This is a genomic window from Zobellia russellii (genome assembly GCF_018728565.1).
In the GTDB taxonomy this organism is placed as follows: Bacteria; Bacteroidota; Bacteroidia; order Flavobacteriales; family Flavobacteriaceae; genus Zobellia; species Zobellia russellii.
This window is the reverse complement of sequence record NZ_JACSOI010000003.1, coordinates 368,113-384,105: the sequence shown is the minus strand read 5'-3', so window position 1 is coordinate 384,105 and position 15,993 is coordinate 368,113. Positions and strand designations below refer to the sequence as shown.

Here is a 15,993-nt window from a genome sequence, read left to right as displayed (position 1 = left end):
AAAAACTATTACCTATTATGCAACGGATCAAATCCTTATATATTATTATCCTTACGGCCTTAATTTTTGTAAGTTGTAAAGACGATACAAAAGTTAATCAAGATACCAACACAAATGGTGTAGTTTCTACTTTTTATTTTATTCGTCATGCAGAAAAAGACCGTACGGACCCTGAAAATGTAGATCCGGAATTAAACCAACGCGGTTTGGGAAGAGCTATGCACTGGGCAGAGATATTAAAAGATGTTGATCTAGATATTATTTACACCACAGATTACGAAAGAACTTCTATGACCGCCGCACCAACGGCCGTAAAAAAAGAGCTTGACGTAAAGTATTACGAACCTCAGAACGTAAACATAGAGCAGTTTAAAAAAGACAATCTTGGCAAGAACGTTCTTGTTGTTGGCCATAGTAACACCACTCCTGATTTTGTAAACCAAATGATAGGCATAGACCTATATTATGAAATGGACGATACCGATAACGGAAGTCTTTTTATTGTACAAATAGTTGGCCAACAAGCTACTTCACAAAGACTTCACATTAACTGCAATTGTCCTAAAGAACGGTAATCTTCTTTTTTGACGGCACAGAGAAAAGCGGTATAAGTTTTTAATATGCCCTTATCAAATATCTATACCCATGAATTAGTCTATAATTTAGGGAACTTCACTATTTTTGCGGTATGGTTCAGAAGAACATCAACATAAAGAATAAGAAGGCCAAGTTTGAATATGAGTTCATAGACACCTATGTAACGGGAATTGTTTTGGCCGGAACAGAAATAAAATCCATTCGTGAAGGAAAAGCTTCCATTACCCAAAGCTTTTGTGAGTTTAATGAAGCGGGAGAACTGTTTGTAATCAATATGCAGATAGACGAGTATTCCCATGCTTCCCATTTTAATCACAAGCCAAAGGCGGAACGCAAATTGCTCATGAACAAACGGGAGCTTAAAAAATTGCGCAAAGAGGTTACTACTTCTGGTTTTACCATCGTACCCACCAACCTATTTATAAACGATAGAGGCTTGGCAAAATTAAAAGTGGCCTTGGCCAAGGGTAAAAAACTTTATGACAAGCGAGAAACCCTGAAAGATCGCGACAATCAACGTAATCTATCCAGAATCAAGAAAAGCTTTAATAGCTAAAAAAAGAGTGGTTTAGTTCTTATTCTCCAGAAGAGGAACAAAACGAAAAGAACCGAATTCCTTTTTCTCAAATTCTTTTTCGGACTTTCTAATGAACAAGGTCATGATTTGATCGTCCGTACCTACGGGAATAACCAATCTACCCCCAATTTTCAACTGGCTCATGAGTGCCCTAGGTACTTCTGGAGCACCGGCAGTAACAATTATGCCATCATAAGGCGCCTGCTCCGGCAACCCTTTATACCCATCCCCAAAAATCATTTTTTTAGGTCTATAGCCCATTTTTCTAAAGAAAATCTTGGTTTTCTTAAACAGTTCCAGTTGGCGTTCTATAGTGTATACCTTGGCCCTTAAAAGCAATAATACTGCCGTTTGATACCCACTGCCCGTACCTATTTCCAATATATTCTGATCGGGTTTCACCTCTAATAATTGCGATTGAAAAGCTACGGTATAGGGTTGAGAAATAGTTTGATCGGCCGCAATAGGAAACGCCTTATCTTGATAGGCGTGTCCCTCAAAACTACTGTCCATAAATAAATGTCTGGGTATGGTACGTATAGCTTCCAGCACATTTTTATCCGAAATGCCTTTAGCTACCAATACTTCGGCCAGCTTATTGCGCATTCCCCTATGTTTTAAAGTATCTCTCAATGGTTTGGTTTTGGAAGGTAAAGTTAACTTGTAAAATTTCAACTCACAAGTCTACCGACTAAATGTCAGCCTTCATTTTTTAAAATCCGTAAACTTTAATCTTCCTAAATGAAACCCGAAAACTCCGAAACTATCCTTATTTTTGATACAAATTGAAATTTATGCTCAGAGTTGGCGTATTAGGCGCAGGTCATTTAGGAAAAATACATTTACGTCTGTTAAATGAATCAAAAAAATATGAATTAGTCGGTTTTTATGATGCCGATGCTATAAACGGAAAAAAGGTAGCGGATGAATTTGGGTACCATTATTATGACAACATCAATAAACTTATTGAAGCTGTAGATGTAGTAGATATCGTAACCCCTACCCTTTCCCATTTTGATTGTGCCAAAAAGGCCATGGAAAAAGGGAAGCATATCTTTATAGAAAAACCGATAACCAATACTTTTGAAGAAGCTGCGCAGCTTCTTGAACTAGAAAAAAAGTATAACGTAAAAGGCCAAGTAGGACATGTAGAACGTTTTAATCCCGCTTTTTCTGCAGTAAAACACCAGATTAACACCCCAATGTTCATTGAAAGCCATCGTTTGGCGGAGTTCAATCCCCGTGGTACGGATGTGCCAGTGGTACTAGACCTCATGATACATGATATTGATGCTATTCTTAGCGTTGTAAGATCCGAGGTAAAACAAATCAATGCCAGTGGGGTTTCGGTCATAAGCAAGTCTCCGGATATTGCCAATGCACGAATAGAGTTTGAAAATGGTTGTGTTGCAAACTTGACCGCTAGTAGAATTTCATTGAAAAACATGCGTAAATCACGTTTCTTTCAAAAAGATGCTTACATATCCGTAGACTTCTTGGAGAAAAAAGTTGAGGTGGTAAAAATGAAGGATGCTCCCGAAAAAGTAGGCGATTTTGATATGGTTCTCCAAAATGCGGAAGGCGAAAAGAAACAAATCTATTTTGAAAATCCGGAAGTGGGCACCAACAACGCCATTCTTGATGAATTAGAAAGTTTTGCAGATGCTATTGCCAATGACACTACCCCAATCGTAAGCCTAAAGCAAGGCACACAAGCATTAAAAGTAGCATTACAGATTATTGCTTCTTTTTAAATCTTAAAAAACAAAACCTATGCAGAACATAGCAGTTATAGGTGCAGGAACTATGGGCAACGGAATTGCCCATGTTTTTGCGCAAAACGGCCACAATGTACATTTGATAGATATTTCAGAAGATTCGTTGATCAAAGGATTGGCCAACATCTCTAAAAATCTGGATAGAATGCTGGCGAAGGAAAAAATATCAGAGAGCGATAAAAAAGCAACTCTAGACCGTATTTCTACCTTTACCACGCTTAAAGACGGGGTTGCCAACGTAGATTTAGTAGTTGAAGCCGCTTCCGAAAATCTAAATGTTAAACTGGGTATTTTTAAAGAGTTAGACACTATTTGCAATGAACACACCATTTTAGCTACAAATACGTCCTCTATTTCTATCACTCAAATTGCAGCCTCTACAAATCGGCCGCAGAAGGTTATCGGCATGCATTTTATGAACCCTGTTCCCATCATGCAATTGGTAGAAATCATAAGAGGTTATAACACTTCTAATGAAACTACGGCACAGATTATGGAACTTTCCATGCAATTGGGCAAAACCCCAACAGAAGTAAACGACTACCCCGGTTTTGTGGCGAATAGGATTCTAATGCCCATGATTAACGAAGCTATTGAAACACTTTACAATGGTGTGGCCGGTGTTTCTGAAATTGACACGGTTATGAAATTGGGTATGGCACACCCAATGGGTCCGCTTCAACTAGCTGACTTTATTGGTTTAGACGTATGCCTATCCATTCTAAACGTTATGTACGATGGTTTTAAAAATCCAAAATATGCACCCTGTCCACTTTTAGTAAATATGGTAATGGCAAAAAAATTAGGGGTAAAATCAGGCGAAGGTTTTTATGATTACAGCGAATCAAAAAAGGCAGAAAAGGTTTCCAGCCAATTTTTATAAAAACTAAAACAAGCTCAGTAGAACCTATAATCCACAAGTAACATAATGATAAAAGATCATCTTTTAGAAATAAAGAATACACTTCCCGAACATGTGACCCTGGTTGCCGTTTCCAAAACAAAGCCAGACGAAGACATCATGGAAGCCTATGCCGCCGGCCAACGCATATTTGGAGAGAACAAGGTGCAGGAAATGACGGGCAAATGGGAGCGCCTGCCAAAAGATATCCAATGGCATATGATCGGCCATTTACAGCGCAACAAAGTAAAATACATGGCTGAGTTTGTTAATTTGGTTCATGGTGTAGACAGCTTTAGACTTTTGACTGAAATCAATAAAAGAGCTGAGCAAAACAACCGTACCATAGACTCTCTTCTTCAAATTCATATTGCGGAAGAAGACACCAAATTTGGACTCGACAAAGGGGAATTGCATGCCATTCTAAATTCGGAAGCATACCGTGAACTTAAAAATATAAATGTGGTAGGTTTAATGGGTATGGCCACTTTTACAGATGATGAATCCCAAGTAAGAAGGGAGTTCAGACAATTAAAGTCAATTTTTGATTCCATTCAACCTGAAAATCCAAAAATAAAAACCCTATCCATGGGGATGAGCGGAGATTATCAAATAGCTATTGAAGAAGGAAGTACCATGGTACGCATTGGAAGTAGTATCTTTGGTAAGCGGAATTATTAACATTCTACTTTCAACCAAGACCAAACCGCTACCACAGTACAAAAACAGATAGATGTATTCCATTTTAGATATTGAGACCACAGGAGGTAAATTTAATGAAGAGGGCATAACAGAAATTGCCATTCATAAATTTGACGGACATAAGGTGGTAGACCAGTTTATTAGTTTGGTAAACCCGGAAAAAGAGATTCAACCATTTGTTGTAAAACTTACCGGTATCAACAATAAAATGTTACAGACCGCCCCAAAATTCCATGAGGTGGCCAAACGAATTGTAGAAATAACTGAAGACACGGTACTCATTGCCCATAACGCACAATTTGATTATAGAATATTACGGACTGAATTTAGACGGTTAGGCTATAATTTTGAGCGAAAAACCTTGTGTACGGTTGAGCTTTCCAAAAAATTGATTCCGGAAGCGGAATCACATAGCCTTGGTAAACTAGTGAGGTCTTTAGGGATTGCCGTAAGTGACCGGCATAGAGCAAACGGTGATGCCTTGGCAACACTTCAACTCTTTAAAATATTACTTTCTAAAGACCTTGACAAGACAATTATTAAAAGTGTTATTCGCAAAGAAACGGAAGGTGAACTTTCTGATCGGCAGTTGGATATTGTAGACTCCTTACCCTCCGAAACGGGAGTATATTATATGCACGATAAGGACGGGGAAATACTCTATCTAGGCAAAAGTACCAACATAAAGAAAAGGGTAAACCAGCATTTTACCAAATCAGGCGGACGTTCAAGACAACTACAAAAAGCAACTAAAAAGGTAACTTTTGAAAGAACCGGAAATGAATTGGTCGCTCTTTTAAAGGAAAACGAAGAGCTTAAAAGAAACCGACCTAAATATAACCACAGGCCCAAAGCCGTTATTTTTAGTCACGGAATATATGTTGAAAAAAATGAAGCGGGTTACGAAACTTTCAAAATCAGGAAAACAACGGAAAGAAACGGGTCTTTTGCTACGTTTAACAGTCTTGCCGGAGCTTCTAACTTTATTTACAAGTTAACCCGTGAGTTCAATCTCTGCGATAAAATAAACGGTATATCAGAAGCCAAGGGCAATTGCTCCAACTACGATGATGATGCATGCCTTGGTGCCTGTGTTTCCAAAGAACCGGTTGAGGAATATAACCAACGGGTCGCTCAGGCGGTAAATAAATATTCATTAAACCAGAAAAACGTAGTTATAGTAGATAAGGGGCGAGAAATTGGTGAATACAGTGCCGTATTAATAAAAAATGGAGACTTTAAGGGTATTGGTTATTATAACTTGAATCATCAAATTAATAATATTCATATCTTAGAATCTATAATCGTGCCTATGCGCGGTAATCATAATACCACGCACATAATTGAAACCTATATACGTAAAAAACACAGTTTAAAAATTCTAGAATTAAGCGATCAATAAAATTTGAGAGAACATAAACCCGATAAAGGCTGGAAGTATAAAGTTCATGAAATTATTTATGAAGCGGATACTCCTTTGGGTAAATGGTTTGACATTTTGTTGTTTATCCTAATCATCATCAGTGTACTTCTGGTAATGTTGGAAAGTGTAAAATGGATCGATGCAGAATACCACCAAACCCTTTTTATACTAGAATGGGTGGTAACCATCCTTTTTACCATTGAATATATTGCTAGAATCATCAGCATAAAACAACCTAAGAAATACATTTTTAGTTTTTATGGAATAATTGATCTGTTATCTACAATTCCATTATATCTTTCCTATATTTTCGCAGGGTCGCAAGTACTTTTGGCTATCAGGTCATTACGCCTTTTAAGGGTCTTTAGAATCCTAAAATTGGTTCGGTTTTTAGGAGAAGCCTCTCAGCTTAAAAATGCATTAAAAGCCAGTAGGGCCAAAATAACCGTTTTTCTATTTGCCGTACTTATTCTATCTGTAATATTGGGTACGCTCATGTATTTAATTGAGGGAGACGAGGCCGGTTTTACCAGTATTCCTACGAGCATCTATTGGACTATAGTAACCCTAACTACAGTTGGCTATGGAGACATTGCGCCCATTACACCACAAGGGCAGTTTATAGCCACATTGATTATGTTGGTCGGTTATGGTGTAATTGCCGTTCCTACGGGTATTGTTACGGTAGAGTTTGGTAAAAGAGGACAAGAACAGAAAAAAGTAGGCAACAATCATTTTGTACACGTAAACACTCAGGCCTGCAGGAATTGTGCTAAAGAAGGTCATAGGGACGATGCCAGCCATTGTTATAATTGTGGAAGCGAGCTGTAATGGAAAAAATACTTTTATCCGTAGTAGGCCCAACCGCAATTGGCAAGACCAAACTTGCAATTTCCCTTGCACAGCATTATAATACCGAAATTATTTCTGCGGATTCCAGACAGTTTTTTAAAGAAATGAGAATTGGTACCGCTGTACCCACACCAGAAGAACTAAGTGAAGCCAAACATCACTTTATACAACATATCAGCATTTTTGATTCGTATTCTGTGGGTGATTTTGAACGGGATGCCCTTCAACTGTTAGAAACCCTTTTCGAAAAAAACCATATAGTGGTCATGGTTGGCGGAAGCGGATTATATACCAAAGCCGTAACCGAAGGTTTGGACGACTTTCCAAAAGTAGACCCAAAAATACGTGAACAGCTTAATCAACATTTTGCCGAAAAAGGAATTGAATTCTTGCAAAAAGAACTTCAAGAAAGAGACCCCAAGTACTACGCATCCGTAGATTTAAACAATCCGCATAGACTCATAAGAGCACTTGAAATTTGCATGGGTACTAACAACCCCTACTCCTCATTTCTATCAAAAAATAAAAAAAATCGTCCGTTTAAAACCATTACTATTGGTTTAGAAGCAGACCGCGCCCTAATTTACGACCGCATTAACCAGCGTGTAGACATTATGGTTAAGGAAGGCCTTGTTGAGGAAGTAGAACAACTAAAAAAACACAAAGAGCTTAACGCGTTACAAACGGTTGGCTACCGAGAGCTTTTCAGTTATTTTGAAAAGCAAGAGAACCTTGATGATAGCCCAGAACATAATGACCTTAACTTTGCCCTAGAGGAAATAAAGAAAAATACACGCAGATTCGCAAAACGACAATTAACTTGGTTCAAACGAAACGAGGAGACCATCTGGATTCCTTATAATGCAGATTTTCAAGAATTTATAGCGATACTAAATAATACTATTTCAAATGAAAAGTAAACACCCCATAATATTCGTCATGGGCGTATCCGGCTCGGGAAAAAGTACAATTGGCAAACTCTTGGCCAAAGAGTTAAATTTAGGATTCTATGATGGGGATGATTACCATCCGGAAGCCAACGTAAAAAAAATGGCCGAAGGCAATCCGTTAGATGACAGTGACCGCCAAGGCTGGTTAGAAAGACTGAATCTTCTAGCCATAGAAAAAAGTGATACAGGAGCAGTAATAGCTTGTTCCGCACTTAAAAATAAATACCGCACTATATTACAGAACGGCCTAGATAAGGAACTTCAGTTTGTATACTTAAAAGGAACTTTTGATGAAATTATGGAGCGTCTTTCACAACGCAAAAACCACTTTATGCCCCCAGAATTATTACATTCCCAATTCAACACTTTAGAAGTCCCAAAAGAGGCGATTACAGTATCCATTATGCAGACACCCGAAGAAATTGTTGCTAAAATAATTGGGGATTTAAATTAAAAAAGCCCTGATATATCGTATATCAGGGCTTTTTTATAAAATATGCAGTACTACTATACGTCCTCTTTTACCACTAAACGGAAACCTTCTCCGTGGATGTTCAAGATTTCGACAGTATCATCTAATTTTAAATACTTTCTTAGCTTAGCAATGTACACATCCATACTACGGGAAGTGAAATAGTTATCATCTCTCCATATTTTTGTCAGCGCTAATTCCCTTGGCATCAAATCATTTTCATGAAGAGCCAAAAGCCTTAAAAGTTCATTTTCTTTTGGCGAAAGTTTAATAGCTTCCTCTTCTTTATACTTTAAGAATCTGAGTTTAGAGTTTAAGTGGAAGTTTCCAATTTTAAATTCAAACTTCTTACTATCTGCCAATGTATTAGATGCTTTTCTTTGAAGAATAGCTCTAATTTTCATTAAAAGGACTTCAGAATCAAAAGGCTTGTTCAAATAATCATCAGCCCCCGCTTTATACCCTTTTAGAACATCTTCTTTCATGGTTTTAGCGGTCAGGAAAACGATCGGAACATTTTCATTCTTTTCACGAATTTCCTTTGCCAAGGTAAAACCGTCCTTATAAGGCATCATCACATCTAAAATACAGATGTCATAATTATCCTTTTTAAATTTTTCAAACCCCTCCATACCATTCTTGGCCAAAGTGACATCAAAATCATTCATTGATAAATAGTCCTTTAGCACAATTCCAAAATTGGGATCATCTTCTACTAAGAGTATTTTTTTATTAATTGTTTCCATAACTTGTTGAGTTAGATTAAAGGCAATTTTATATAGAAAGTACTTCCCTTTCCTTTTTCACTTTCTGCGTAAACTTCACCTTGGTGATCGTCTACAATCTTTTTTACATATGCCAACCCTAGGCCATGCCCCTTAACATTATGTAAATCTCCCGTGTGTTCACGGTAGAATTTTTCAAATACTTTTTTGACCACGGCTTTGCTCATTCCAGCTCCTTGGTCTTTTATTTCTATTACAATATAATTCTTGGCTACCTCTGTATAAATATCTATACGCGGTGCCTTTGTTGAATATTTAATGGCGTTATCCAGAATATTTACGATAACGTTCGTAAAGTGCATTTCGCTGGCCAAAACCTCAGTTCTACCTGCGTTTAAATGCGTTTCTATATATCCGCCTCTGTCAGATACAATCAACTCTACGTGGGCAATTGCATCCTCTATTATGTCGTGTACATCTACCCTATCCTTACTAATATCCAACTGGTTCTTCTCCAATTTGGATATTCTCAATACGTTCTCTACTTGGGCATGCATTCGTTTATTTTCCTCACGAATCATGGTCAAATACCTATCTACTTTTTCCGGGTCTCCTATTATTTTAGGGTTTCGGATAGCCTCTACCGCTAAATTGATAGTTGCAATAGGTGTTTTAAACTCATGTGTCATATTATTTATGAAATCGGATTTTATCTCCGAAATCTGTTTCTGACGTATAAGCTGATAAATTGCACCGGAATACGCTATGACTATGACCAAAGTAAAAAGCAGGGACAACAGCGCCATTTTTATGATAGACTGAATCAAAAACTTTTTCTTCTTTGGAAAAGAGATCAAGAGCGAAAAATTGCTTGCTCCCTCACTATCCTTAAAGATAGCGGTTTCATACAGCATGTCCTTATCAAATTTGAATTTCCTAGACTTTACCTTGGTAGGAAGCCCTCTACTGTACACCCCATATTCATAATCAATATTAAGGTTCCTGTTCTTTAGCTCACGATTTAAAAGCAACTGAATTTCTTGATTGGAAACTCTTTTGTGGATAGGTACTTTCTTGGCGTATTCACTAAAAACGTCTTCAAATTGGGCCTTCTCTATTGCAGAGAGTCCACCAATTTTTTCAAGTTTTTGTACCGCATTCAGCTTATACTCCTTACCGTCCAATCCAAAATCTTCCTTAAAAATAGTTTTGGAACGCTTGCTCGTATAGTTTTTAATTGTGGCTACGGTATCGCTACCATTACCGTTATCAAAGAACGTAGATGCTATATTGTAATCTTCTTCTAAAATACCATGGGAATAAAACCGAATCTCATTGGAGTTTATATCACGGTCTATAAAAAAGATATTTCGTAAATGGGAACTTTTAGGCTCGCCTACACTATCTTTTATATTAATGTAGCGTTCAAAATAATCCTTTGTCTCTCTTTCCTCAATTTTATCCGACACTTCGTTCAAAACTTCGGACACTGTGTTGGAAAATTGTTCTTCCTTATCTTCTACAGACTGCTTTATCCACAAGAACTGAACAGATATTATTCCTATCAAGGAGAGACTCATCAACGCCACCAAAAGGACAAATAACCTCTTATTCATTTAAAAACAAAATTAAAGATTTAACAACTAGTAGATAGTAGGTTTAACCAAACCTTAACAAAAATGTTAAAACTGCGTGAGGCCTATATTTTATTAAGTATATCGCGATGCACATCTAAAACTTGAACCTTGGTTTGCTCTATGTTCTCGTTTTGGATAATATAGTTAGAAGCTTCTATTTTTTTAGCATCGTCCCATTGATTTTTCATTCGTGCTTTTATCCCTTCAACGGTATTGTCACCATCTCGTTGCATAACACGTTCTATTCTTGTCTCCTCCGGAGCGGTCACTAAAATGATACAATCATAAAAATCCTGTGAACCAATTTCGAAGATTATAGCCGCTTCTTGAATTACATATCCTGATTTTTGCTCCTTGGCCCAACCTATAAAATTTTGCCGTACCGCAGGATGAACTATGGCATTGAGGGCCTCTAAAAGTTCCTTGTTATTAAATACCTGCTGTGATACGTACGCCCTGTTCAATACTCCGTTAAGGTAAGCTTCTTCCCCTAACAAATCTTTAATGCTTTTGACCAATTCAGGGGACTCCTGCATTAAACTTTTGGCCCGGTTATCGGAATTGTATACCGGCACCCCCAACTCTCCGAACATTTTGGCAACAGTGGTCTTACCACTTCCTATACCACCTGTTAAACCTACAATGGTCATTTTTTATTCAATATATATTCCACACTGGTTGTTTGTAATTTTACGCTATGCAGACCACTTGGTTTTTTTCTTAATTCTAATTTAAGTTTTTCCCGGTTACCATCTCTTAACTGCCCATAATCTGCAATAACCTCAAAATCCAAAACTTCTAATTTTTTAAGGCGATCCAACTTGGCCTTACATATTACCCCTACTTCATCTGGAAACGTCTTTACCTCAATATTACCGGGAAAGTGAACCGTCTTAATCTTAACCTCAAAAACCTTTTCCGAAAAACGCGCAATTTTTGCAGTAAGCTCCACCTCGTTTGCAGAGTACATCGTGTTTTTTAGTTCTTCAGGTTTAAAAACCGCTACCATTTCAGAAAAATTGGTATCTAGATCTGGCAAGGTCAATTTATGGGTTCGGACCACATTTATGGTATCTATTTCCTTTGAAGGCCCCGTAATGGTAATGGAATCCGGTTTAACTTCCATTTTTCCATCCAACAAATAGTTTCTGGCCATATTGACCTCTACATTTGGTCTAACCGGCACTTTCTTGGAAATAACGGCCAACATACCCACAAAAAGAGTGTCGGTTTCAATATCTATCAAAGACATTGATCCACTTAACTGCTTTTCTACTTGTTTTCTATAAATCTCTTGGGGAATATAAAATATGGAGTCCTTTTGTTTGGCATCCGCTAGGTCAATATCAATTTTTGCATGCTTAAAATTAAAACCTAAAAACTGAAACCCACCGGCCTTAAGCTTCACTTTTAGCTCACTATCCGTAGAACCCTTAAACAAATACCCTTCTGGAACGTTCACATATTCCAAATCAAAATTTGCCGTACTCACATAACTCCGTGAAAGGTTGTTTATGAGCCATATCAAGGTGGAAAAAAACAAAAACACTAAAAATATTTTTACTTTTCTCTTCTTAAGTGCCTTTTTTACAAAATCTACTACCTTGTTTATCAATTATTTAAAAAATAAATATGGAAACAATGTTTCCGGTTCCTTTTTGCTAAAGTTAAGGAAGATGGTCGATTTTAAAAAACCATATCCATATCCCATAAATTGAATGCTCACAGCCACCAAAGACAATAGAGCAACAGCCAAATTTCTATTCTTCAAAAATGAATCTATAAAAATGAGCGAAAAATATATAGTGTATAAATACAAGGGTAAGGGTATACCAACCGCCATAAACACCAAAGATGCCAAAAACCCCAAACAAAACAACGTTGGAAACCAATAAGTCATTTTTGATGTCTTAGGATGCCATTTGTTCAAAATAGGCCGTACACTACCAAATTTCTTCACCTGTACAAAAAACTTGTTCCAATCTATACGGCGTTTATGATATACGAATGCCTCAGGTATTAGTTTAGTATCATACCCTTTCTCCCAAATACGAAAGGTAAAATCCGGATCTTCTCCCGGATGAATTTTACCAAAGCCGCCTACGGTTTCAAATGCGGTTTTGGAAATACCCATATTAAAACTTCGCGGCTGGAACTTATCAACTGCTTTCTTATTACCACGAATACCTCCCGTGGTAAGTACCGATGTCATTGCATAGTTAATAGCCTTTTGTAAAAGACCAAAAGATTCATGCGCTGCATCCGGACCTCCAAAACAATGCACATAGTCCTTGTTCAAAGCGTTATGAACCGCTTCCAAATACCGGGGAGGAATCATACAATCCGAATCTACAATAAGAAAATAATTGCCCTTGGCACGGGCCATTCCGTAGTTTCTGGAATTACCAGGTCCTGAATTTGCCTTTTTATAGTACGATATAGAAAGTCTATCCTTAAAATCTTCCACCACCCTTTCTGAAGAAAGCGTAGAACCATCCTCCACAATCAGCACTTCAAAATTCTTTGAATAGGTCTGGTGCGTTAGGCTTTCTAATAGCTCCGTAATTTCATCGGGTCTATTATAAACAGGAACTATAAATGAAAAAGATAAATTCATGGGCTTTTTTACGGAAATTCTTAGGGCATTTTACATTACTTTTTCCGCAATGTAAAATGCCCAAAATTTATGCCGAAAACAAACACTTCGCCAGAATTAGATCTATTGAAACGTATTCTATTTCTACTCGGTAAAGTGCTCTATAACTTCTTGGCTAACCCCTGTATTGGAGAAACCTCCGTCATGAAACAGGTTTTGCATGGTAACCTTTTTAGTTAGGTCAGAGAATAGTGTAACCGTATAATCTGCACATTCCAATGCTGTTGCATTTCCTAAAGGCGACATTTTTTCGGCATAGCTAATGAAGCCTCCAAAGCCTTTAACACCTTGACCAGCTGTAGTTGGTGTAGGCGATTGAGATATAGTATTGACACGTACATTCTTTTCCTTTCCAAAGAAATAACCAAAGCTACGCGCTACCGATTCTAGATAAGCTTTGTTATCCGCCATGTCATTATAATCAGGAAAAACGCGCTGTGCCGCCATATAAGTCAAGGCAACAATGCTACCCCATTCTGCCATAGCATCGGCTTTATATAAGCTTTGCAATACTTTGTGAAAAGATAGGGCGGAAACATCCCACCCCTTAGTTGTAAAGTCGTATTTTTCATCTGTATAAGAACGACCTTTTCTAACATTGATGGACATACCGATGGCGTGCAGTACAAAATCGATTTTCCCACCAAGAATCTCCATAGACTGGGCTACCAAGTTTGCTAAATCTTCTTCGCTAGTTGCATCGGCAGGGATAACCTGAGAACCTGTTTTTTCGGCCAAATCTTTAATTTGCCCTAAACGCATGGCTACGGGTGCATTAGTCAAAACAAAAGTACCACCTTCTTCATGAATGCGTTCTGCTGTTTTCCAAGCTATAGAGTTTTCATCCAAAGCTCCAAAAATAATTCCTCTCTTACCTTTTAATAAATTATACGACATTGTGTTAGATTCTGTTGGTTGTTCTTAAAGCTTCAAAGATATTTAAAAAGTTGGCAACAAATAGTTGCCATGCGAAGAAAAACACATTTATAGTCTTAAAATAGACCTTAAACTAATAATATAACCCCCTGTAGTTAGGTACTAAACCTATATTCTAGTTCAAAAGTTGTCTTGCATGGGCCATTGCAGAATCAGAAAGTTCTTTACCCCCTAACATTTCTGCCAATTCCACTACCCTTTCCTCATTGTTCAATTGCTTCATATTGGTTTTGGTTACAGCACCTTCCTCCTTCTTGTACACCTTAAAATGATGATCGCCTTTTGAAGCTACTTGAGGTAAATGGGTAATGGAGAATACCTGCATACTTTTGCTCATAGCCTGCATAATATCTCCCATTTTCCCAGATATTTCACCGGAAACACCAGTATCTATTTCATCGAACATAATGGTTGGCAAGTTTTCATACTTGGCCAAAATAGACTTTATAGTGAGCATTATTCTTGACAGTTCCCCTCCGGAGGCAACTTTTTTCAGCTCCCCGTAATCGCCACCTTTATTGGCCGAGAACAAAAATGTAAGGCGGTCCGCACCATTCGCTTTAAAATCATTTGCTTTAAAAAGTTCTATTTTAAACGTAGCACTAGGCATACCCAATGCTTTTAAAGAGCTTTCTAATTGCTTTTTAAGCTCCGGCACTACTTTTTTACGTCTAGCCGTTAAAACATCGGCAGCTTTTTGCAGCGCTACTTTCTGATCCGCAAGCTCTTTTTCTTTTCTCTCTATGTCCGCCTCAAGGTTTTCCGTAACGCTTACTTTTTCAGAGAGGTCTTCCCTGATCTGCAGCAGTTCGGAAACTTCTTGAACACCATGCTTTTTTTGTAAATCATATAGCTGCTGCAACTTGGTATTGGTCTCTTCCAATAATTGCGGATTGGCCTCAGTACCTTCTTGGTAATTCTGAAGCTCGGAAGCTATATCATCAACTTCTATAAAAACCGATTGTATACGCTGGTTCAGATCTGCGTACTGACTACCAAATCCGGATAATTTATTGGCCACTTGCTTCAACTCCGTAAGCAAGCTCACAATACCCACCTGCTCATCATTTAAAAGCTGGTGTCCGGACGATATAAGCTCCAATATATTCTCTACATTGTTCAACTGCTCATATTGCTCCTCCAACTCTTCTTGCACGCCCAATTTTAAAGGAGCGGCCTGAAGTTCCTCTAACAGAAAACTATTATAATCATGCTCCTTGTTCGCTTCTTTTTGAAAATCAACAAGTTCTGATAACTCTTTTGAAGTTGTTCTATATAGGCGAAGTTTTGAAGCGTAATCTGTTAATTGAGCCTTGTTACCCGCAAGAGCATCTATAACTTTAAGTTGAAAATCATTATCCGTTAACTGTAATGTCTGATGCTGAGAATGCACATCTATAAGACCGCTACCCAAGCGCGAAAGAATATCCAATGTAACGGGAGAATCGTTGATAAAGGCACGGGATTTTCCACTGGGCTGTATCGCTCTTCGGATAATAGTCCGCTCTTCATATTCTAGGTCATTATCCTTAAAGAACGGTTTCAAGTTGTATTTTTCAATTTGAAATTCAGCTTCTATAACACATTTTTTATCCTTGTTCCGTAGCGAGGATAAATCGGCCCGTTTGCCTAAAACAAGAGACAAACCACCCAATAAAATAGACTTACCGGCACCGGTTTCGCCCGTAATACAGGTAAACCCATTGGTAAAGTCTACATTGAGATTATCTATTAATGCGTAATTTTTTATGGAAAGGTGTACTAGCACAGTTTTCTATTCGATTTGT

General features: G+C 37.7%; 17 protein-coding genes. 9 read left to right on the top strand and 8 right to left on the bottom strand.

All coding sequences use genetic code 11. The annotated features are described in order from the left end of the window. Nucleotides 1-17 precede the first annotated feature (17 nt). Complete coding sequence (locus H9565_RS09765; protein ID WP_215439070.1) at nt 18-575, top strand: SixA phosphatase family protein; 558 nt, start codon at nt 18-20, stop codon at nt 573-575. A gap of 113 nt (nt 576-688) precedes the next feature. Next, complete coding sequence (gene smpB / locus H9565_RS09760) at nt 689-1,153, top strand: SsrA-binding protein SmpB (protein ID WP_215439069.1); 465 nt, start codon at nt 689-691, stop codon at nt 1,151-1,153. Nucleotides 1,154-1,165: 12 nt separating this feature from the next. On the opposite strand, the gene H9565_RS09755 is transcribed toward smpB, so the two are convergent. Next, nucleotides 1,166-1,807, bottom strand: a complete 642-nt coding sequence (locus H9565_RS09755; RefSeq protein WP_215439068.1) for a protein-L-isoaspartate(D-aspartate) O-methyltransferase — start codon at nt 1,805-1,807, stop codon at nt 1,166-1,168. Between the two features lie 161 nt (nt 1,808-1,968). On the opposite strand from H9565_RS09755, the gene H9565_RS09750 reads away from it, so the two are divergent. Genes H9565_RS09750 through H9565_RS09720 form a run of 7 tightly spaced genes read left to right on the top strand, consistent with a single transcriptional unit; the run spans nt 1,969 to nt 8,234 of the window. Continuing rightward, nucleotides 1,969-2,928: a Gfo/Idh/MocA family protein gene (locus tag H9565_RS09750; RefSeq protein WP_215439067.1), complete on the top strand. Its 960-nt coding sequence runs from the start codon at nt 1,969-1,971 to the stop codon at nt 2,926-2,928. A gap of 19 nt (nt 2,929-2,947) precedes the next feature. Further along, nucleotides 2,948-3,835, top strand: coding sequence for a 3-hydroxyacyl-CoA dehydrogenase family protein (locus H9565_RS09745; RefSeq protein WP_215439066.1), 888 nt, complete (start codon nt 2,948-2,950; stop codon nt 3,833-3,835). Between the two features lie 42 nt (nt 3,836-3,877). After that, a complete protein-coding gene (locus H9565_RS09740) occupies nt 3,878-4,534 on the top strand; it encodes a YggS family pyridoxal phosphate-dependent enzyme (protein ID WP_215439492.1) in 657 nt (218 codons plus the stop codon). 52 nt (nt 4,535-4,586) lie between these two features. Beyond that, on the top strand, nt 4,587-5,957 hold the full coding sequence (locus tag H9565_RS09735) for an exonuclease domain-containing protein (RefSeq protein ID WP_215439065.1): 1,371 nt from the start codon (nt 4,587-4,589) through the stop codon (nt 5,955-5,957). A gap of 3 nt (nt 5,958-5,960) precedes the next feature. Next, nucleotides 5,961-6,809: an ion transporter gene (locus tag H9565_RS09730; RefSeq protein ID WP_215439064.1), complete on the top strand. Its 849-nt coding sequence runs from the start codon at nt 5,961-5,963 to the stop codon at nt 6,807-6,809. After that, nucleotides 6,809-7,750 carry a tRNA (adenosine(37)-N6)-dimethylallyltransferase MiaA gene (gene miaA, locus H9565_RS09725; RefSeq protein ID WP_215439063.1) on the top strand — a complete coding sequence of 314 codons (942 nt, stop codon included), beginning with the start codon at nt 6,809-6,811 and terminating at the stop codon, nt 7,748-7,750. Before H9565_RS09730 ends, miaA begins: the two co-directional genes overlap by 1 nt. Further along, nucleotides 7,740-8,234 (top strand): gluconokinase, encoded by a 495-nt coding sequence (locus H9565_RS09720; RefSeq protein ID WP_246560471.1) that lies wholly within the window; start codon nt 7,740-7,742, stop codon nt 8,232-8,234. Before miaA ends, H9565_RS09720 begins: the two co-directional genes overlap by 11 nt. Nucleotides 8,235-8,287: 53 nt before the next feature. Here the strand turns inward: H9565_RS09720 and H9565_RS09715 are convergent, their stop codons facing one another. The 7 genes from H9565_RS09715 to recN form a co-directional block, all read right to left on the bottom strand. Next, on the bottom strand, nt 8,288-8,998 hold the full coding sequence (locus H9565_RS09715) for a response regulator transcription factor (protein WP_215439062.1): 711 nt from the start codon (nt 8,996-8,998) through the stop codon (nt 8,288-8,290). Between the two features lie 11 nt (nt 8,999-9,009). Continuing rightward, nucleotides 9,010-10,593 carry a sensor histidine kinase gene (locus H9565_RS09710; RefSeq protein ID WP_215439061.1) on the bottom strand — a complete coding sequence of 528 codons (1,584 nt, stop codon included), beginning with the start codon at nt 10,591-10,593 and terminating at the stop codon, nt 9,010-9,012. An 83-nt stretch (nt 10,594-10,676) separates the two neighbouring features. Continuing rightward, nucleotides 10,677-11,264, bottom strand: a complete 588-nt coding sequence (gene coaE, locus H9565_RS09705; protein ID WP_215439060.1) for a dephospho-CoA kinase — start codon at nt 11,262-11,264, stop codon at nt 10,677-10,679. Further along, nucleotides 11,261-12,163 (bottom strand): CdaR family protein, encoded by a 903-nt coding sequence (locus H9565_RS09700; RefSeq protein WP_215439059.1) that lies wholly within the window; start codon nt 12,161-12,163, stop codon nt 11,261-11,263. The genes coaE and H9565_RS09700 overlap by 4 nt, the downstream gene beginning before the upstream one ends. Nucleotides 12,164-12,229: 66 nt before the next feature. Beyond that, on the bottom strand, nt 12,230-13,231 hold the full coding sequence (locus H9565_RS09695; RefSeq protein WP_215439058.1) for a glycosyltransferase: 1,002 nt from the start codon (nt 13,229-13,231) through the stop codon (nt 12,230-12,232). 123 nt (nt 13,232-13,354) lie between these two features. Further along, on the bottom strand, nt 13,355-14,167 hold the full coding sequence (locus H9565_RS09690) for an enoyl-ACP reductase FabI (RefSeq protein WP_215439057.1): 813 nt from the start codon (nt 14,165-14,167) through the stop codon (nt 13,355-13,357). Nucleotides 14,168-14,321: 154 nt separating this feature from the next. Further along, entirely contained in the window at nt 14,322-15,974 is a 1,653-nt protein-coding gene (gene recN / locus H9565_RS09685; RefSeq protein ID WP_215439056.1) for a DNA repair protein RecN, read from the bottom strand. Nucleotides 15,975-15,993 lie beyond the last annotated feature (19 nt).